The 18320-nt window shown below is 75.3% G+C and carries 17 protein-coding genes; 2 read left to right on the forward strand and 15 right to left on the reverse strand.

From position 1 onward, the window contains the following. Positions 1–108: 108 nt before the first annotated feature. The 13 genes from ahcY to E9529_RS09845 all read right to left on the reverse strand — a co-directional run bounded on the left by ahcY (position 109) and on the right by E9529_RS09845 (position 15181). Positions 109–1593, reverse strand: a complete 1485-nt coding sequence (gene ahcY / locus E9529_RS09785; protein WP_236830967.1) for an adenosylhomocysteinase — start codon at positions 1591–1593, stop codon at positions 109–111. A gap of 171 nt (positions 1594–1764) precedes the next feature. Continuing rightward, positions 1765–2658 carry a DUF1524 domain-containing protein gene (locus E9529_RS09790; protein ID WP_236830968.1) on the reverse strand — a complete coding sequence of 298 codons (894 nt, stop codon included), beginning with the start codon at positions 2656–2658 and terminating at the stop codon, positions 1765–1767. 100 nt (positions 2659–2758) lie between these two features. After that, complete coding sequence (locus E9529_RS09795; protein WP_236830969.1) at positions 2759–4675, reverse strand: glycosyltransferase; 1917 nt, start codon at positions 4673–4675, stop codon at positions 2759–2761. A gap of 145 nt (positions 4676–4820) precedes the next feature. After that, on the reverse strand, positions 4821–5618 hold the full coding sequence (locus tag E9529_RS09800) for a class I SAM-dependent methyltransferase (protein ID WP_236830970.1): 798 nt from the start codon (positions 5616–5618) through the stop codon (positions 4821–4823). A 58-nt stretch (positions 5619–5676) separates the two neighbouring features. Continuing rightward, a complete protein-coding gene (locus E9529_RS09805) occupies positions 5677–7968 on the reverse strand; it encodes a hypothetical protein (RefSeq protein WP_236830971.1) in 2292 nt (763 codons plus the stop codon). Further along, complete coding sequence (locus E9529_RS09810) at positions 7965–8414, reverse strand: GtrA family protein (protein ID WP_236830972.1); 450 nt, start codon at positions 8412–8414, stop codon at positions 7965–7967. Before E9529_RS09810 ends, E9529_RS09805 begins: the two co-directional genes overlap by 4 nt. Then, positions 8411–9478 (reverse strand): glycosyltransferase family 2 protein, encoded by a 1068-nt coding sequence (locus tag E9529_RS09815; protein ID WP_236830973.1) that lies wholly within the window; start codon positions 9476–9478, stop codon positions 8411–8413. The genes E9529_RS09810 and E9529_RS09815 overlap by 4 nt, the downstream gene beginning before the upstream one ends. A 143-nt stretch (positions 9479–9621) precedes the next feature. Further along, positions 9622–10797 carry a mannose-6-phosphate isomerase, class I gene (gene manA, locus E9529_RS09820; RefSeq protein ID WP_236830974.1) on the reverse strand — a complete coding sequence of 392 codons (1176 nt, stop codon included), beginning with the start codon at positions 10795–10797 and terminating at the stop codon, positions 9622–9624. Positions 10798–10967: 170 nt separating this feature from the next. Further along, entirely contained in the window at positions 10968–11912 is a 945-nt protein-coding gene (locus E9529_RS09825) for a DUF808 domain-containing protein (RefSeq protein WP_236830975.1), read from the reverse strand. A gap of 76 nt (positions 11913–11988) precedes the next feature. Next, positions 11989–13134 carry an SIS domain-containing protein gene (locus E9529_RS09830; RefSeq protein WP_236830976.1) on the reverse strand — a complete coding sequence of 382 codons (1146 nt, stop codon included), beginning with the start codon at positions 13132–13134 and terminating at the stop codon, positions 11989–11991. A 13-nt stretch (positions 13135–13147) separates the two neighbouring features. Continuing rightward, positions 13148–13357, reverse strand: a complete 210-nt coding sequence (locus tag E9529_RS09835; RefSeq protein ID WP_236830977.1) for a Trm112 family protein — start codon at positions 13355–13357, stop codon at positions 13148–13150. Further along, positions 13354–14733, reverse strand: a complete 1380-nt coding sequence (locus E9529_RS09840) for a phosphomannomutase/phosphoglucomutase (RefSeq protein ID WP_236830978.1) — start codon at positions 14731–14733, stop codon at positions 13354–13356. The genes E9529_RS09835 and E9529_RS09840 overlap by 4 nt, the downstream gene beginning before the upstream one ends. 97 nt (positions 14734–14830) lie before the next feature. Next, on the reverse strand, positions 14831–15181 hold the full coding sequence (locus tag E9529_RS09845) for a DUF3499 domain-containing protein (RefSeq protein ID WP_236830979.1): 351 nt from the start codon (positions 15179–15181) through the stop codon (positions 14831–14833). 220 nt (positions 15182–15401) lie between these two features. Here E9529_RS09845 and E9529_RS09850 point away from each other — a divergent pair, with 220 nt between their 5' ends. Both E9529_RS09850 and E9529_RS09855 read left to right on the forward strand, forming a co-directional pair. Beyond that, a complete protein-coding gene (locus E9529_RS09850; RefSeq protein WP_236830980.1) occupies positions 15402–15866 on the forward strand; it encodes a metallopeptidase family protein in 465 nt (154 codons plus the stop codon). Positions 15867–15974: 108 nt separating this feature from the next. Beyond that, positions 15975–16826: a hypothetical protein gene (locus E9529_RS09855; protein WP_236830981.1), complete on the forward strand. Its 852-nt coding sequence runs from the start codon at positions 15975–15977 to the stop codon at positions 16824–16826. Between the two features lie 3 nt (positions 16827–16829). Here the strand turns inward: E9529_RS09855 and E9529_RS09860 are convergent, their stop codons facing one another. Together E9529_RS09860 and E9529_RS09865 are read right to left on the reverse strand one after the other, a co-directional pair. Continuing rightward, positions 16830–17645, reverse strand: a complete 816-nt coding sequence (locus E9529_RS09860) for a hypothetical protein (protein ID WP_236830982.1) — start codon at positions 17643–17645, stop codon at positions 16830–16832. A gap of 117 nt (positions 17646–17762) precedes the next feature. After that, a complete protein-coding gene (locus E9529_RS09865) occupies positions 17763–17993 on the reverse strand; it encodes a WhiB family transcriptional regulator (protein WP_170852167.1) in 231 nt (76 codons plus the stop codon). Between the last annotated feature and the right edge of the window lie 327 nt (positions 17994–18320).

Here is an 18320-nt window from a genome sequence, read left to right on the forward strand (position 1 = left end):
TATCCCCCGCCGGTGACGCCCTGGAACGGCCCAGGTGAGGAACTGGAACGGCCCCGCTGCAGGGCCCCGCGGTGCGCGAAGCGTGCCGTGGGGGGCAGCGGGGTCCTTTCAGTAGCGGTAGTGGTCGCTCTTGTACGGACCCTCGACCGGGACGCCGATGTAGTCGGCCTGCACCTTGGTCAGCTCGGTCAGCTTCACGCCGAGAGCGTCGAGGTGCAGCCGCGCCACGTGCTCGTCGAGCTTCTTCGGCAGCACGGTGACGCCGGGGGTCTGCCCCTCGTAGGCGGCCCGGTTGGTCCACAGCTCGATCTGGGCGAGCACCTGGTTGGAGAACGAGGCGCTCATGACGAAGCTGGGGTGCCCGGTGGCGTTGCCCAGGTTCAGCAGCCGGCCCTCGGACAGCAGGATGATCGTGTGGCCGTCGGCGAACCGCCACTCGTCCACCTGCGGCTTGATCGTCGTGCGCTCGATGCCCGGGGTGCGGGCCAGACCGGCCACGTCGATCTCGTTGTCGAAGTGCCCGATGTTGCCGATGATCGCCTGGTGCTTGGTCCGGCCGAGCTGGTCGGCGGTGATGATGTCCTTGTTGCCGGTGGCCGTGATGATGATGTCGGCCTTGCCGATGACCTCGTCGAGCGTGGTCACCTCGTAGCCGTGCATCGCCGCCTGCAGCGCGTTGATCGGGTCGATCTCGGTGACGATGACCCGGGCGCCCTGGCCGCGCAGCGACTCCGCGCAGCCCTTGCCGACGTCGCCGTAGCCGCAGACGACCGCGACCTTGCCACCGATCATCACGTCGGTGGCGCGGTTGATGCCGTCGATGAGCGAGTGCCGGCAGCCGTAGAGGTTGTCGAACTTGCTCTTGGTGACCGAGTCGTTGACGTTGATCGCCGGGAAGAGCAGCCGGCTGTCGCGGGCGAGCTCGTACAGGCGCATGACGCCGGTGGTGGTCTCCTCGGTGACGCCCTTGATGCCCTGGCCGATGCGGGTCCAGTAGCCCTGGTCCTGGGCGAGCGTGCCGCGGAGGACGTCGAGGATGACCCCGTACTCCTCGGAGTCGGCCTCGGTGGTGTCGGGGACGACGCCGTCGGCCTCGAACCGGGTGCCGAGGTGGACGAGCAGGGTGGCGTCACCGCCGTCGTCGAGCAGCATGTTCGGGCCGACGACCTCGCCGCTCCCGTCACGGAACTCGAACAGGCGCTGGGTGCACCACCAGTACTCCTCGAGCGTCTCGCCCTTCCAGGCGAAGACCGGCACGCCGGCCGGCTGCTCGGGCGTGCCGTCGCCGACGACGATCGCGGCGGCGGCGTGGTCCTGGGTGGAGAAGATGTTGCAGCTGACCCAGCGGACGTCGGCGCCGAGCGCCACCAGGGTCTCGATGAGGACGGCGGTCTGCACCGTCATGTGCAGCGAACCGGCGATGCGGGCGCCGGCCAGCGGCTGCTCGTCGCCGTACTCGGCGCGCAGCGCCATGAGGCCGGGCATCTCGTGCTCGGCGAGCTGGATCTCCTTGCGGCCGAAGCCGGCGAGGGAGAGGTCGGCGACCTTGAAGTCGCCGTCGGTCAGCGTGCGGGTGCCGTTACTGGCGGTCATGGAGGCTCCAGGTGGTGCCCGGCAGCTGGCCGGGCGATGCAGTCGGATGCAGGGTCGCTTCGATCCCCGTGACCGGGGAGAGCGAGCATGCCGAGGCTTCGGCGGGGCTCGTGCCGTTCCCCAGGATAGGCGGCTGCCGCCTCCCCGTCGCCCGTCGACCACCCGCGCGGGTCAGCCCTCGCAGCCGATCCCGTCGCCGTCGCCGTCGAACCGCTCCGAGAACCCCGGGGCGCCGCGGTGGATGGGGGCCGCGCCCGCCGCGCGGACCGCGGTGCAGTCGGCGTAGCCCGTCACCGGCGCGTCCGGCGCCGGCCCGGCGGCGGGCGGTGCGGCGGCGGGTGGGTTGGCGCCCGAGGGCAGGGGCTCGTCGGGGCAGCGCGCGAGCACCCCGGCCATGGCGTCCCGCTCGGCCTGCGTCACCCACAACCCGTACGCGGCCTTGACCGCGACCTGCCGCGCCACGTAGGCGCAGCGGTAGCCGGTCGCGGGCGGCAGCCAGGTCGCGGCGTCGCCGTCGCCCTTCTGCATGTTGAGCGCCCCGTCGACGGCGAGCAGGTTGAGCGGGTCGTTGGCGAACCGGACGCGGCGCTGCTCGTCCCAGCCCTGCGCGCCCTTCTGCCAGGCGTCCGACAGCGCGACGACGTGGTCGACCTGCACGTCGTCGCTGGTGTCCTGGCCGCGCCGGAAGTCGATCGTGGTGCCCGAGTACGGGTCGGCGAGGGTGCCGGTGCGGACGACGCAGTCCCGCGTGCCCGGCACGAACTCCTCCCCCGTCAGGTCGCGGGCCAGCACGTCGTTGCGGGTGTCGCAGCCGTTGCGGTCGGTGTCGACCCAGCCGTCGCCGAACCGGTCCCGGTCGTAGCCGGTCCGCGGTGCGCGGCCCTTGACGTCGAGCCCCTCCAGCGCCGCCCGGGCGGAGCCGGCGACGGGCGCGGGCGCCTCCGCCGTCGTCCCGCTGCCCTCGCCGCTCGCGGCGACGTCGAGCGGCTCGCAGCCGGTCAGCAGCCCGACCGCGAGGACCGCACCGGCGAGCCGGCGGGCGCGGGACCCGGGTCGGACGTGCACGGAACTCCCCCAGCAGCCGGACGGCGGTCGTCCCGACGCTAGGCCGGTCCGCCCCGGGCCCGGCGGCGCAACGCCGGGCAGCCGTGAGGGGGCCGGGAGGTCAGCGGCCAGGCTCCTCCCCGAACAGCCGCGCCCACGTCTGCCGGTCGGAGAGCTCGGGCAGCGCGGCGCGCCAGCGATCCCGGGCGTCGCTCCCCTCCCGCACCAGGCGCACCAGCACGGACGCGCCCCGCCGGGCGGAGCCGATCATCAGCTCGCGGTCGAACCGCCGCAGGCGCACCCCCTCCTGCGAGGGGTCGGTGACCACCGCGGTGTCGAAGAGGGAGACGTGCCACCAGTGGGCATCGGCGGCGGCGATCGCCGCCGTGCCGTGGTTGCGCCTGCGCAGCTGCCAGAGGATGCGCTTGACCAGGACCATGCCGAGCATCGAGGGCGCACCGGCCGGCGCGGTCCGCCGCATGTCGACGGCGGCGACCCCCGGCACCGCGGACGCCGGGTGGTTCTTGGTCTCGGGGTGGCTGCCCCACAGCTTGCGGACCTGCGCCGCCGTCTCCGCCCCGCCGTCGGCCAGCACCTCCGGCCCGCGGAGGAAGTCCTCGACCGCGCGGATCAGCAGCGCCGCCAGGCCGTAGCGCATCGAGACCAGAGCGTCCACGAGCTGCTTGGCGAGGTGCTCGGCGATGCTCCGCCGGTCGAAGTCGCTGTGCAGGGCGCTGGTGATGAGCGAGTTGCGGTAGCTGAAGTAGCGCGACCAGTCGTCCCAGTTCTTCCAGGAGAAGTCGGCGTGCCAGACGCCGGCCCCGGGCAGCGTCACCGTCGGGAAGCCGGCCGCCCGGGCCCGCAGCCCGAACTCGATGTCGTCCCACTGGAAGAAGATCGGCAGCGGGTAGCCGACCGCCGAGACGACCTCCGACGGGATGAGGCAGGTCCACCAGGCGTTGTAGTCGCCGTCGATCCGCCGGTCCTGCCGCCGCTCGGTCAGGTCGGCGTTGGTGAGGGCGTCGGGTACCGGCTGGCCCGCCCGCAGGATCGACAGGTCCGCCGACTCGGCCCCGACGTGCAGCCGGTCGGGGTGGAGCAGGTTGAGCATCTGGCCGCCCACGAGCACCGGCTCGTCCGCGCGGTCGGCGAAGGCCCGCAGCCGCACGACCGTGTCGGGCTCGAGCCGGATGTCGTCGTCCATGAGGAGGAGGTTGACCCGCTCGACGGTCTCGTTCCGCACCGCCTCGTAGATGCCCCGGGTGAACCCGCCGGCCCCGCCGAGGTTGGGCTGCCGCACGTAGCGCAGGGCCGACCCGAGCGCCTCGCGGACGTCGGCGAACCCCGGGCGGCTCTCCACGGTGTCGGTGCCCTGGTCGACGACGTAGACCGCCGCGAGCTCCCCGGCCACGGCGTGGTCGGCCGCCAGCGTGCGGAGCGTGGCCAGGCAGTCGTCGGCCCGGTTGTAGGTGCAGATGACCACCGCGGTCGCCCGCCGCGGCCGGGTGGCGGCCACCGACCACTGCACGTCGTCCACGACGAGCCCGTCGGCGCCGGCCTCCAGCTCCAGCCAGAACGCCCCGCCGTCGACGAACCGGTCGAGGGCGAGCGTGAGGGTCAGCGGCCGGTCCTGGGCCTCCCGGACCTGCTCGGCGGCCACCGTCCGGGAGTTGCCCTCGCTGTCGGAGGCCATGACCCGGAGCAGGCCGGCTCCGCTGACGGTCGCGTGCAGGTCGACCGAGCGGGCCGACGTCCACCGCTGCCAGTAGGACGCGGCGAACCTGCCGAAGTAGGTGTCGGTCGACACCGCGGCGTGCCCCTCGAGGGCCAGCCGCGTGCGGTCGCGCACCGCGACCCCGGTGACGGTCGTGCAGTAGAGCTCGGCGGGGACGTCCGCGCCGGGTCCCGCGAACAGCGTGCGCTGCGCGAGCAGGCGCCCGGAGCGGGACGCCGGTTCCGACGTCGCGGAGGGGACCTGGGTCCGCTGCGGCTGGACGGCCATCACCAAGGTGTCTTCTCCGTTCGGACGCCGGCGCATGACGAGGAACGTAACCGGCCTTCCTGGGCGCCAGCCCGGCGACGTACCCGTCCGTGCGACCACCCCGCTGCAGTCGCGACGCTGGGTGAGCGTCCCGGTGCGCAGCGCTGCGGCCAGCGGCCCGCCGACGAGCACCACCCCGGGCTCACCCGGCCGGCGGCCGCACCGGCTCCGTGATGCGCACGACCACCTGCTCGTCGTTGGACGTGTAGGCCACGAACTCCCCGCGCGCGCCGGTGCGGGCCGACCACTCCCGCCACGCCCGGAACTCGTGCTCCTCCCAGCCAGGGAAGTTGAAGAACTCGTCGAACACCAGCACCGATCCGGCGGCCAGCCGGGGGCCCACCAGCTCGAGGACCGTCACCGCCGAGGAGTACAGGTCGCCGTCGACGTGCACGAAGTCCACCGGCCCCGGGTGGGTGGCCAGGAAGCCGGGCAGGGTCTCCTCGAACCAGCCGACGACCAGCTCGGCGCCCTCCACGTCGGGGAGCGCACCCACCGCGAACGCGCCGGTGCGGACGTGCGGCCGGTAGTCCTCCGGCAGCCCCTCGAAGGAGTCGAAGCCGTAGACGTCGCGGCGCTCCCGCTGCCCGGCGATCACCTCGAGCGAGCGGCCCTCGAACACGCCGAACTCCAGGGCCATCCCGCCGCGCGGGGCGAGCTCCAGCCCGTGCCGCAGGGTGCTCGTCCGGTCGTGGAAGGCGCGGGCCGTCGGCATCTCGCGCGCGGCGAACCGCGCCGACCCGACGGCGGCATCCCGCTCACCGGCGGCGAGCAGGTCCCGGCGCGAGCGGAACTCCACCTCGTGCAGCGCGCGGATCACCCGGTCCGCCTCGGCGGCGACGGCGTCCCTGACCAGCGGCGCCAGCACGTGCCTCATCGGCGCGGCCAGCGCGCGCACCACCCGGTCCCGAGCCGTGCCGCCCCACCCGTCGCGCGCCATCAGACCGCTCCCTCCCGCCGGCGCAGCGGAGGCGCCGGGCAGAGGGCGACCGTAGCGGCTACCGGGCCCGCAGTCGCCCCCGCGCACGCCGCTGCTGCCACCACCACAGCCCCGCCTGCACGAGCACGACCAGCGCCGCGCCGGCGGCGGCCAGCGCTCCCGCCCGCAGACCGGGCGGGGCGTAGTCGAGGACCAGCGTGCGCTCGCCCGCCGGGACGGTCACCGCGAGCAGCCCGGCGGGGCCGTCGACCACGGGGACCTCCTCGCCGTCGACGGTGGCCGAGTACCCCGGCCACGCCAGCCGGGCGAAGAGCACCCGGCCGGCGTCGTCCGCGCGGTACCGGACGACCTCCCGCTCCTCCTCGGCGGAGCCACCCACCACCTCGACGCCGGGCGAGGTCCACGACACCCGGGACCCGTCGGCGTAGGGCTGGTCGCGCACCCACACGGCGCGCACCGGGCCCCGCTCGGCCACCGACCAGCCGGGCGGCGGCTCCCGGTCGTCGACCACCTCGTCACCGAGCAGGTCCCGCTGCAGCACCAGCGTCGACACGCGGAGGGCGTCGACGAGCGGCACCGGGTACCCGGGCCCGGCGGGCTGCCACAGCCGCTCGAAGGCCTCCGGGCAGGTGGCCCCGCGGTAGTCGAGGCAGAGCTCCTCGGCGAACTCCTGGAAGCCGATCCCGCTGTAGCTGGCCACCGTCGGGGTGCCGGTCGGCCGGACCAGGTTGCCGAAGGTGATCTCGCCGTCGCGCATCTGCCCGGTCGTGATCGTGTCGTGCCTGGCCAGCTGCAGGACCGTGCCCTCGTAGGAGGTCGTCCCCTCCGCCAGCGCGGACAGGTCCGAGGCCGGCCGGAGGCCGAACCCGCCCGGCCGGAACGGCAGGACGGTGGTCTGGAAGGCGACCACGGCGACGGTGCCGGCGACCAGGACCGCGCCGAGACCCCGCAGCCCCCACCGCCGGTGCGCCAGCACCGCGAGCGCGGTGCCGGCGCCGACCAGCAGCAGCGCGGCCCCGTGCTCCTGGAGGAGGCCGACCGGGCGGACCGCCCACGCCAGGTAGGTGCCGAAGAGCACGATCGCACCGCTGGCGAGGGCCCGCCGGCGCGGCCGGTCGGTCGCCAGCCCGGCGGAGAGGACGACGGCGAACAGGACGGCCACCGCCAGGTAGAGGTACTCCACCAGGCGGACCGGCCAGCGGAACAGCCACAGGTTCGAGGGCGCCAGCGTGGCGAGCAGGTAGAAGCCGGCGATGCCCAGGAGCCCGGCCAGCGACCGCGCCCGCCGCCGCAGCCTGGACCACCGCAGCCAGGGCAGCAGCGGGAGCAGGAACCAGGCGAGGTAGGTCGACGGCTGGGTCTCCAGCAGCGCGCCGCCCCAGTTGGTGATGGAGGGGAGGTAGGTCGGCGCGCTGGCCGCCGCGAGGTCCCCGAGGTCCGGGACCAGGAAGGTGTCGTTCGCCAGCACGGCGAGGTCCTGGCGCAGCGACACCTCGCCGGCACCGAGCAGCGGCAGGTAGACCGGCAGGGCCACCAGGCCGGCGCAGGCGCCCACCACCACCAGGTGCAGCAACCGGCTGAACCGGCGCCGCACGAGCAGCTCGGCACCGAGCGCCACCAGGACGACGAGCATGCCCAGCGCCCCGTAGGGGTTGCCGGTCGTCATGACCAGGGCACCGGCCAGGAAGGGGACGACGGGGTTGAGGCGGCCCCGCGCGTGCCGGCGGGCCGCCCACCAGAACCAGGTCACCCAGGTGAACGCCATCAGGCCGGCCGGCCACCCTGCGGCCTCGTACCAGAGCGTGAACCCGGAGAACGGGACGGCGAGGGCGACGACCGCGGCCGGCCAGCGGCGCGCACCGTGCTCGCGGGCCAGCAGGTAGGTGCCCATCGCGAGCACCCCTAGGAACTCGACCATCACCACGGCCGCGGCCAGCGCGAGGTCGTCGAAGTACGAGACCAGCACGAAGTTGGCCAGGCTGACCGGGTTCCAGATGCCGTTCAGGCCCTCGGCGGCGTAGTTCCCGCCCATCCAGCTCGCCGGGTCCATCGTGACCCACTCGCCGGCCCGCAGCCGCTGGCCGAAGACGTGCCACAGCGGGGCGAACTGCTCGTACTGGTCGCCCACGTAGTAGAACAACCGCTCGCGCCAGAACGGGACGGCGCCGACGACCCAGGCGGTGACGCCGACACCGAGGGTCACCACCCACTCGGGCAGCCGCCACCGGGGCCGCGCCGGCGACGTCGCCCCCGCCGCCACCGCCGGGACGGCCGCGGGGCGGCCTGCGGCGGCCCTCGGCGGCGAGGTGGTGCTGCGGGCGACCGGGCCGGCGGGGACCGGCCGCCTCACCGCGGCACCTCCCGCCGCTCGGGGAGGTCCGCGCCCGGGGGCGCCGCCGGGGCCGCGGGTGCGGCGGACCGCCCGATGAGCAGCCGGCGGGAGAGCAGGAAGGTCACCGGGATCGCCGCCACAGCGGCGACCAGCGGGGCCAGGCGCTCGTCCACGCCGAGCCATTCGACGAGGACGACGACGCCGGCCGTGGTCATCACGTAGTTGGTCGCGTTCGTCAGCGGGAACAGCGCCAGCTTCCGCCAGGTGGGGCGGGTGCGGAAGGTCCAGTAGCAGTTGAGCAGGAAGGACCCCACCATCGCGACGAGGATCGCGCCGAGGTGCGCCACGAGGTAGTGCGCCACCAGGCCCAGCAGCAGGTAGGTGCCGTAGTAGACCCCGGTGTTGACGACACCGACGACGAAGAACCGCGAGGCGTGGTGCAGCGTCGTCCGGTCGATCCTCACCTGGAGGGCCGGCCGTCCGCGGCGTCCGCGGGGACCGGGGGCCGGGCGTACCCGCCGTCGGCGTCGGTCTGGACGTCGGGCGCCACCCAGTTGCCGACCATCACGGTGCTCCGCCGGGCCGGTGCCGGGCGCGCCGGCGGCAGCTCGTCGCTGGCCGCGGCCACCAGGAAGTGCGGCCGGTGCTTGGCCTCGTAGTAGATCCGGCCGACGTACTCGCCGATGACGCCGAGGAACAGCAGCTGCAGCCCCCCGAGCCCGATGACCGCCGCCACGAGCGTGACGTAGCCGGGCACCACGATGCCCCCCACGACCGCCGCCACCACGAGGTAGGCGGCGTAACCGAAGGCCAGCGTGGTGACCACGAGCCCGACGTAGATGGCCAGCCGCAGGGGCGCGTTGTTGAACGACATGACGCCGTCGATGCCGTAGTTGAGCAGCCGGCGCAGCGTCCAGCGGCTGGCGTCGCCGCCGAAGCGGGCCTCGTTGCGGTAGTCGATGGTGGCGGTCGGGAAACCGATCCAGGCGAAGAGCCCCTTGGAGAAGCGGTTGTACTCGCCGAGCTGCAGCAGCGCGTCGACCGCGCGCCGGCTCAGCAGGCGGAAGTCGCCCACGCCGTCCTCGATGCGGACCTCGACGAGCGAGTTGACCAGCCGGTAGTACAGCCGGGCGAGCACGCTGCGGCCGAACGCGTCACCGTCCCGGGTGCGCCGGGCGACGACCTGGTCGTTCCCCTGCTCGAGCAGTTCGAGCATCTGCCGGATGAGCCGCGGCGGGTGCTGGAGGTCGGCGTCCATGATGACGACGGCGTCCCCGCGCGCGTAGGCCAGGCCGGCCAGCATCGCCGACTCCTTGCCGAAGTTGCGGCTCAGCGAGACGTACCGGACGCGCGGGTCGCGAGCGTGGAGCTCCTGCATCACCGCGGTCGTCCGGTCGCGGCTGCCGTCGTCGACCAGGACGAACTCGAGCTCGGCCGGGACGTCGGCCATCACGGCCGAGACCTGGGCGACGAGCTCGGGCAGCACCCGCTCCTCGTTGTGGCACGGGACCACCACGGACAACAGCATGCAGGCGCCTCCTCCGGTCCGGCCGCCGCCCCGGGCGGTCCGACTCGGGGTGGCACGTCGTCGTGCACGCCCCGCCATCCTGACGGACGGCCCGCCCGGCCGCAGCACCGCCGGCCGCGGCCAGGGCCAGGAGGGCGCGGCTCTCAGCCCAGGTTAGTCGTCGCCCGGTAGAGGACGGCCGGGCCGCGGGCGGTGACTGGCTCGCCCGCGGGGAGGAACGCGGCGCGCCCCTTCTCCAGCGTGAGCTCGCCGTCGACCGAGGCGAGCACCGCGGTGCCCTCCGTGCACAGCAGCAGCTGCGGCCCGCGCGTGGTGAGCGCGCCGGACTGCTCGTCGAGGTGCACGCGGGTGAGGTCGAAGTCCTGCACCGGCACCGGGTAGCGCAGCCCGCCCGGCCCCAGCACCGGGTGGATCACCGGCACCTTGCCGTCGGTGAAGTCGAGGACCTCGATCAGCGCCGCCAGGTCGACGTGCTTGGCCGTCAGCCCGCCGCGCAGCACGTTGTCCGAGCTGGCCATGACCTCGACGCCGGCGCCGGAGAGGTAGGCGTGCAGGTTCCCCGCCGGCATGAAGACCGCCTCGCCCGGGGCGAGCTTGAGGTGGTTGCACATCAGCGAGATGACCACGCCCGGGTCGCCGGGGTAGGACTCGGCGAGGGTGGCCGCCCAGCGGTAGGTGTTGATGAACTCGGGGTCGTGCGCGGCGACGAAGGTGGCCGCCTTGGCCGCCACCGCCTCGACCAGCTGGGTGCGCCGTCTGCCGGAGAGCGCGAGCAGCTGCGGGACGGCCGCCCGCAGGCCACCGCGCGCCAGGGCGGCGATGGTCGGCTTGAGCTCGGGCACCTGCAGCTTGGCCAGGCAGTGCAGCGACTCCTCCACCGGCCGGAAGCCGCACAGGGCCTCGAACGTGGTGAGCGCCAGCAGGAGCTCGGGCTTGTGGAAGGGGTCCTTGAAGGTGCGGGTCGGGTCGTCGTGCGGGATGCCGGCGGCCTCCTCGGCCGCGTACCCCACCTCCGCCTGCGCCGTGGTCGGGTGCGCCTGCAGCGACAGCGGCGTCTCGGCGGCCAGCACCTTGAGCAGGAACGGCAGCCGTGCGCCGAACCGCTCCACCACCGCGGGGCCGAGCAGCCGGTCGGGCTCCTCGGCGATCGCCTTGTCCAGCGGCCGCCCGTCGGAGAGGGTGCTGGGCTCGTCCGGGTGCGCGCCGACCCACAGCTCCGCGTGCGGGCGGTCCGCGGGCACGGGCTCACCCAGCAGGTCGGGGATCACGGTGCGGCTACCCCAGGGGTAGTACCGGACACCGTTGCTCAGCTGCCACATCGTGCAGGCAGGTTACGGCCCGCTCCCGCCTCGCGGAACGCGACCTCACCCCAACGGGCCGTCCGCCGCGGCGGGGTCCGCGGGCCCGGTACGGACGCCCGCGCGCCGGGCGGGCCCGCGGTGGAGGGGCGCCGGGCTCCCGCGTCGGCGGGGGGCGCCGTCGTCCCGCGTCAGTGGGCGCCCGCACCGGCCTCGTCGCGGTGCACCGTCAGGTTCATGACGAGCACGACCAGCGCCCCGACGACCAGCCCGAGCAGCGCGCTGGCCAGCGTGTTGACCAGCCAGCCCACGACCCCGCCGAGGGCGCCGGTCGCGTCGTGCGCGGCCTCCTCCAGGTGGTGGACGACGTCGTAGAGGCCGTGCCACCCGAGCTCGTCGGTGCCCACCAGGATGATGTGCCCGCCGACCCAGAGCATGGCGGCGGTGCCGACGACGGTGAGGGCGGAGAGCAGCTTGGGCATGCCCTTGACCAGGGCCCGGCCGAACGCGGCCACCCGCTTCCCGGCCCGCTGCGAGAGGCTGAGCCCGACGTCGTCCATCTTCACGATCACGCCGACCACGCCGTAGACGAGGACGGTGATGCCGACCGCGACGACGGCCAGGATCGCCGCCCGCGACCAGAAGCCCTCCCCGGCCACCTCGTTGAGCGAGATAACCATGATCTCGGCCGACAGGATGAAGTCCGTGCGCACGGCCCCGCTGACGATGGTCTTCTCGTCCGGCAGCGCGTCCTCCACCGTGGCGTGCGACTCGGCGTGGCCGCTGAACCGGTGCCAGATCTTCTCCGCGCCCTCGTAGCAGAGGTAGGCGCCGCCGACCATCAGGATCGGCGTGAGGAGGAACGGCAGGAACTGGCTGAGCAGCAGGATCGCCGGGAGGATGATCAGCAGCTTGTTCCGGAGCGAGCCGAGGGCGATCTTCCGGATGATCGGCAGCTCGCGGTCGGCGTTCAGCCCGTGCACGTACTGCGGGGTCACCGCCGTGTCGTCGACCACGACCCCGGCGGCCTTGAGGCTGGCCCGCCCGGCGGCGGCGCCGATGTCGTCGATGGAGGCGGCCGCCGCGCGGGCCAGCACCGAGACGTCGTCGAGCAGGGCTACGAGTCCACCCGCCAAGGGAGTTCCTTCCGGTCGGTCAGCACCGGTGTGCTGTCGCAGATGATGGTGGACCGTCCGCGGGCCGCGCGCGCCCTCAGGGACGCGGCGCCCGTTCCAGGTCGAGCGCCAGCGCCAAGTAGACGGCGCTGAAGTCGGCGACCGCGAGCTGCCGGGCCGCACGCGGCAGCCGGCCGAACCGGTCGGGGTCCCCGTGCTCGGCCAGGCCGCTCACCGGCACGCTGCGCGCGGCGGCGGTGCCCAGCACCTGCTGCATCGCCTCCGCCGCCGAGCGCGGCTCCCGCTCCCCCGCGCCGTCGTGCCCGCCGGCGCCGGGGTCGCGGACGGTCAGCAGCCGCAGCCGCCGGCCCGCGTCGTCGGCGCGGTCGCGGAAGAAGTCGTCGGCGGCGTCCTGGGGCGCCAGCGGCCCCCCGAGGACGGCGCAGGCGGCCACCCGCTGGTCGGGCAGCCGGAAGTCGGTCGCCGGCAGCCCGGCGAGGGTGGCGAGCTGGTCGGCGAAGCGGGTCGCCGCGGCGCCCGCGAGCGGCCCCTCCGAGGCGATCACCGGGAGCGCGTCCAGCAGCTCCAGCGCCAGGCTCTTGGCCGGGTTGACGAACGTCTCCCGCGCCGGGCCGCACTCCTCGGCCACCTCGTCGAGCGCGGCCGCGACCGCCTCCGGGTCGGCCACGCCGGGCGCCAGCAGCCCCAGGTCGGTGGCCAGGCGCAGCATGGGGGTGAGCAGCGACCACAGGGTCGCGTGCCGGACGCGGGAGCGCGGCAGGGCGACGTAGGGCGCGCGGGCGGAAGCGCAGACGCCGCGCAACGGCGCGTCGTCGGCACCGATGCCGACCAGGGACACCCCCCGGCGGGCGGCCTCGTAGGCCGGCCCCACCGCGTAGGCGCCGGCGCCGGTGCGGGTGGCCACGACCGCGATGTCGCTCGGGCCGGTCCAGACCGGCAGCGCCGGGCCCGGGACGACGTCGACGGTGACCGGGCTGGAGGGCCCGAGGAGGGCCCGCAGCACGGAGGCGGCGACGGCCCCCTCCCGGCGGGCGACGACGACCAGCCCGCGGGGCCGGCCACCGCTGGTGACCCGCTCCAGGCCGGCCTCCTCGGTCAGCCGGGTCGTCTCCCGCACCTGCGCGCCCGCGCCGGCGACGGCCGGCAGCAGGCCGCGGGGGTCACGGGCCCGCAGCAGCGCGAGGTCGTCGAGGACCTCCTCGGCCAGCTCCGGCGGGATCACGGCGCGCCCGTCCTCAGCCGCGCTGCCGCGCCTCGTCCAGCAGCAGCACCGGGATGCCGTCGCGGACGGGGAAGCCCCGGTCGCAGGTGCCGCAGACCAGCTCGGAGGCCGCCTCGTCGACGGTCAGCGGCGTGTGGTGGGTGTCGGGGCAGGCGAGGATCGCCAGCAGCTCGGGGTCCAGCCCCAGCGGGCCGGCGGCGGGGCTGCTCTGGGAACCGGTCACTCCTGCTCCTCCTCCGCGCGCACGGTGCGCAGCACCCGGTCGCGCAGCTCGGTCATCCGCGCCTCGTCCGGCGCCTCGACGTTCAGCCGCAGCAGCGGCTCGGTGTTGCTGGCCCGCAGGTTGAACCACGCGCCGTCGGGCAGCTCGACGGTCAGGCCGTCGAGCTCGTCGACCGCCACGCCGTCCTCCCCCTCGTAGAGCTCGCGCACCGCGGCCATCCGCTCCGCCGCGTCGGCCACCGTCGAGTTGATCTCGCCGGAGGCCGCGTAGCGGGCGTAGGCGGCGGTCAGCCCGGAGAGCGGCCGGCCCTGCTCGCCGAGGGCCGCCAGGACGTGCATGGCGGCCAGCATGCCCGTGTCGGCCCGCCAGAAGTCGCGGAAGTAGTAGTGCGCCGAGTGCTCGCCCCCGAAGACGGCGTCGGTGCGGGCCATCTCGGCCTTGATGAAGGAGTGGCCCACGCGGGTGCGCACCGGCTGCCCGCCGTGCTCGCGCACGATCTCGGGCACGGCGCGGGAGGTGATCAGGTTGTGGATGATCGTGGTCCCGCGGCCCTTGGCCAGCTCCCGCACCGCGACCAGCGCGGTGATCGCCGAGGGGCTCACCGGCTCGCCGCGCTCGTCGACGACGAACACGCGGTCGGCGTCGCCGTCGAAGGCCAGGCCGATGTCGGCGCCGTGCTCGACGACGGCGCGCTGCAGGTCGACCAGGTTCGCCGGGTCCAGCGGGTTGGCCTCGTGGTTGGGGAAGGAGCCGTCGAGCTCGAAGTAGAGCGGGACGACCTCCAGCGGCAGGTCGGCGAGGACCACCGGCACGGTGTGCCCACCCATGCCGTTGCCGGCGTCGACGACGACCGTGAGCGGCCGGATGGCCGACAGGTCGACCAGCGAGCGCAGGTGCGCGGCGTACTCGTGGAGGACGTCGCGCACCGAGACCTCGCCGAGCCGCTCGGGCACGCGCTCGTAGCTGTCCCGCTCGGCCCACTCGCGGATGGTGACCAGACCGGAGTCCTGCCCGATGGGCGCCGCACCGGCGCGGCACAGCTTGATGCCGTTGTACTGCGCCGGGTTGTGGCTGGCGGTGAACATCGCCCCGGGCAGGTCGAGCGAGCCGGCGGCGAAGTACAGCAGGTCGGTGGAGCCGAGGCCCGCCTCGACGACGTCGACCCCGCGGGCGATCACGCCCTCGGCGAAGGCGCGGGACAGCGGGACCGAGGACTCGCGCATGTCGTGCGCGGTGACCACGGCCGTGGCGCCGCTCTCGGCGAGGACGAACTCGGCGAAGGCCGCACCGAGCGCGCGGGCGACGTCCTCGTCCCACTGGTCGGGGACCACCCCGCGGACGTCGTAGGCCTTGACGAGGGCCGAGAGATCACGCACCCGGCGAGACTATCGGCGGGCCCGACGACGTGCTGGAACGGCCACCCTTCAGGGTCCCGCGCCGAGCTCGCGAGGCGTGGGGGGAAGGGTGGTCCTTTCAGGGGAGGTCGGGGAGGACCCGCAGGTGGCCGCGGCGGATGCCGCTGCCGTCGTCGGCGGGGTTGCGCGGCGGCTCGGGCCGGGCGGCCTCGCGGACGGCGTCGGCGAGCGCCAGCAGGTCGTCACCGGTGATGCCGGCGTCCTCGAGGTCGATCTCGTGCCGGACGACCTCCCAGCCGCGCGGCACCGTCAGCCGCTCGGCGTGGAACTCGCACAGGTCGTAGCTGTGCGGCTCCGAGTACGTCGCCAACGGGCCCACGACAGCGGTCGACTCCGCGTAGACGTAGGTCAGGGTCGCCGCTGCCGGTTGCGCGCAGCCGCTGCGCGAGCAGCGCCGTGACTGCCTCACCACCGGTTCCTCACGCAAGGCACAGTAATCCCGCCCGGCGGTGCGCGACAGCAGGCGCACCGGGAAAGCGGCCCGGACGCACCATCCTGCACGATGACCCCGTGGGCATCGGCACCGGTCGGGCGCGGGATGCGGCCCCGCAGGGCCCGACGCGGGCGGACCCCCGGCGGACCGTCCCCGGGCCCGGCGTGTCGCGGGCCGCCGTACCCTGCGTGCAGTCATGAGCCACCCCCCGCGCCGCCGCCACCGCTCCCGCCGCGACCGCCACGGTCGCGGCCTGCGGGGACGCCTGGTGCCGGCGCAGGTGCCGCTGTCCCGCAGCCGCGCCGAGCAGTTCGACGACCTGGTGCTGGACGCCGTCGAGGACCTCGAGCGCCGCTGGGAGCGGGAGCTGGCCGACGTCGAGTTCGCCGTCGAGGACGTGCCGTGGGTCGAGCACACCGACCCCGATGAGGCGCTGCTGGACTCCGACGTGCTCGACGACGCCGGCGTCCCGCTGTCCCGCCTGCTGCCGGCCCGCCGCGAGCAGGGCGAGGACGTGCCGCCGCGGATCGTGGTCTACCGGCGCCCGCTGGAGCTCCGCGCCCACGACCGCGAGGACCTCGCCGACCTGGTGCGCGACGTCGTCGTCGACCAGGTGGCCACCCTCCTGGGCCGCGACCCGGAGGAGATCGACCCCACCTGAGCCCCAGCTCCCCCGCGCGCGGGACTCGTCGACCGCGCCGCGCACCGCGCGCCCGGGGGACGCACCGCGTGGTCGGGCCCGGGACCGCCGGCTGGGATGCTGGACCGGATGGACGCCCCCGCCGCCACCGCCTGGCTCGTCGTGGGCGTGGTGCTCGGCGTGCTCGCGGTGACGGCGCTGGTCTCGGCCGTGGCCCTCTCCCGCCACCGCCCCGGCCCGGGCAGCGGGCGCCCGCCCGCGCCGGTCGACGACCTGGCCGAGTTCCTCGAGCACCCGCCCGGCACCCGGCCGCAGGCGCCGCGGGCCTCCGGCTGGACGGCGCTGGCCCCGGCGGAGCCGGTGCCGCCGGCCGGCGACCGTCAGCGACCCGGGTCGGCGCTGGCCGCGCTCTGCGTCGCGGCCCTGGCGCTGGTCGGCACGGCCGCCGCCGTCGCCGCGGCCACCGCCGAGGGGGCGCCGCAGCCGCGCGCCGCCGGGGTGTCGTCCCCGCCGGCCGGCGGCGTCGTCGCCGAGCTCGCCGTGGGTGGGCTGGTGCTGGAGCCACGGGCGGTGGGCGTCACGGCGACCTACCCCGAGGTGCGGCTCAGCACCGGCGGCGGCGCGCCGCGGTTGGAGCTGCGGCTGCCCACCTACAACTGCCTGGCCGCCGAGGCCCCGGCCGACCCGGTCGCCGCCGGGTGCATCGCCACGCCGGTCGAGCACGCCGTCCTCGAGGGCGAGGACCTGGCCGTCACCCGCGACGGCGCGGGATGGGTGGTCAGCGGGACGGCCGAGACGGTCCTGCGGCCGGGCGGCTCGGCGCCCGCAGCGACCGGTCGGGCGTATGCGCTGGAGCTCACCGTGGAGCCCGACGGCCCACCCGCCGCCGACGGCACCCGGGCCGCCCGCGGGGAGCTGCGGCTGGGCACGGGGAGCGCGCCGGTGCTGGCCGAGCGCAGCCGGGTGCGCGCGGCCGGCTGACGCTCACCGCGGCCAGCGGCGCAGCGGCACGGAGAGCGTGCTGACGGGTGCGCCCATCTCGCTGCCGAGCCCGCCGTCGGGGGCGACACCCCACCAGGGCCAGCGGTCGTCGTCCCCGTCCAGCAGGGTGAGCAGCCCGGCGCGCAGCCGGTCCCCCTCGGCGACGACGGCGACCTCCAGGTGGCCGGTGGCGGCGTGCAGCCGGGCGGTGGCACGCAGCAGGTCCTGCCCGCGGCGGTCCCGGACGGCGGCGAGCAGTGCCGGGAGCCACCGCTCGAGGAGCTGCCCGTCCCGGCCCCGCACGACCGGCCCCACGCGGTCGAGCGCGTCGACCAGGCGGGTGCTGCGCTCGTTCGCCAGGACGGCGGTGGACAGCCGGGCCGCCAGCGCACGGGCGGTGGGGTCGCCCAGCGGGAGCCCGGCGAGCCGCAGCGACCACGGGCCGTGCAGCCGGTCGAGCAGGGCGAGCACCCCGTCGGCGAGCAGGGCCGCCGCCCCGGCGTCCCGTGCCGGGATCCGGGCCGGGGGGCGGCCGCCGGGCAGGGGCACCCCCTCCTGCCCGAGCAGGGTGACCGCGGTGACGGGGCCGCGCCGCCGGAGGTGGAGGAAGGCCGCCGCCCGGGGCGGGCCGCCGGGCGCCCCGTCCACGACGACGGCGGCGGGGCGGCCGGGCACCGGGCGGGCGGCACCGGCGTTCAGCACCGCGGTGAGCCACGGCGCACGGGCGGTCAGCGGCGCCGACAGCGCCGCGGCGAGGGGTTGGGCGGCCCGGACCTCGCGGAGGACGGGGGCTCGACCGACGGCGACCCGGGCGACCACGCCCCGAACACAACCACAGCCGCCGGCGAGGGGCGCCGGCGGCTGAGGTGACGATCTGGAACTGGCCCCGTCCAGGGGCCCACCCTGAGCCTGCGAAGGGTGGGGAGGACGGGGTCCTTATACGGCGCGACGGCGCAGCCGGCGCCGCTCGCGCTCGGAGAGGCCACCCCAGATGCCGAACCGCTCGTCGTTGGCGAGCGCGTACTCCAGGCACTCGGCCTTGACCTCGCAGCCGGTGCAGATCTTCTTCGCCTCGCGGGTGGAGCCGCCCTTCTCGGGGAAGAACGCCTCCGGGTCGGTCTCGGCGCACAGCGCGCGCTCCTGCCACGACTGGGTGTCGGGCTCCAGGCCGAACCCGAGGTAGCCGACGAACTGCTGCCCCGTGCCCTGCCCCAGGAGCTGACCCGTGCCGTGCCCGGTCCCCGCCAGCCGATCGGCCGGCCGGTCCGTGCCGTTCACGTAGTCGCTCAACCACGACACCTCTGCCATGACGGTGCGTCCCCTCTCGCTCTCGTCACGGTGCGCGGCCGGCAGGACGTTCCCGGGCCGTTCAGCACTCGTCGACACCCCCGGAATTACACGCGTGTCGTTGCCCGGCCGTCAACTTCGCCCGGTGTAAGCGACACGCCACACCAGCCCCACCCGCACCAGGGTGTTCGTCACTTCTCGTGCCAC

The organism is Blastococcus sp. KM273128 (genome assembly GCF_021698975.1).
Lineage (GTDB): Bacteria > Actinomycetota > Actinomycetes > Mycobacteriales > Geodermatophilaceae > Blastococcus.

Bases quoted from the DNA above. Each gene is read 5' to 3' on its own strand.
- ahcY (WP_236830967.1), bottom strand. From the start codon at position 1,593: ATGACCGCCAGTAACGGCACCCGCACGCTGACCGACGGCGACTTCAAG.
- E9529_RS09795 (WP_236830969.1), bottom strand. From the start codon at position 4,675: ATGCGCCGGCGTCCGAACGGAGAAGACACCTTGGTGATGGCCGTCCAG.
- E9529_RS09855 (WP_236830981.1), top strand. From the start codon at position 15,975: ATGGACGCCCCCGCCGCCACCGCCTGGCTCGTCGTGGGCGTGGTGCTC.
- E9529_RS09815 (WP_236830973.1), bottom strand. From the start codon at position 9,478: ATGCTGTTGTCCGTGGTGGTCCCGTGCCACAACGAGGAGCGGGTGCTG.
- E9529_RS09800 (WP_236830970.1), bottom strand. From the start codon at position 5,618: ATGGCGCGCGACGGGTGGGGCGGCACGGCTCGGGACCGGGTGGTGCGC.
- E9529_RS09850 (WP_236830980.1), top strand. From the start codon at position 15,402: ATGAGCCACCCCCCGCGCCGCCGCCACCGCTCCCGCCGCGACCGCCAC.
- manA (WP_236830974.1), bottom strand. From the start codon at position 10,797: ATGTGGCAGCTGAGCAACGGTGTCCGGTACTACCCCTGGGGTAGCCGC.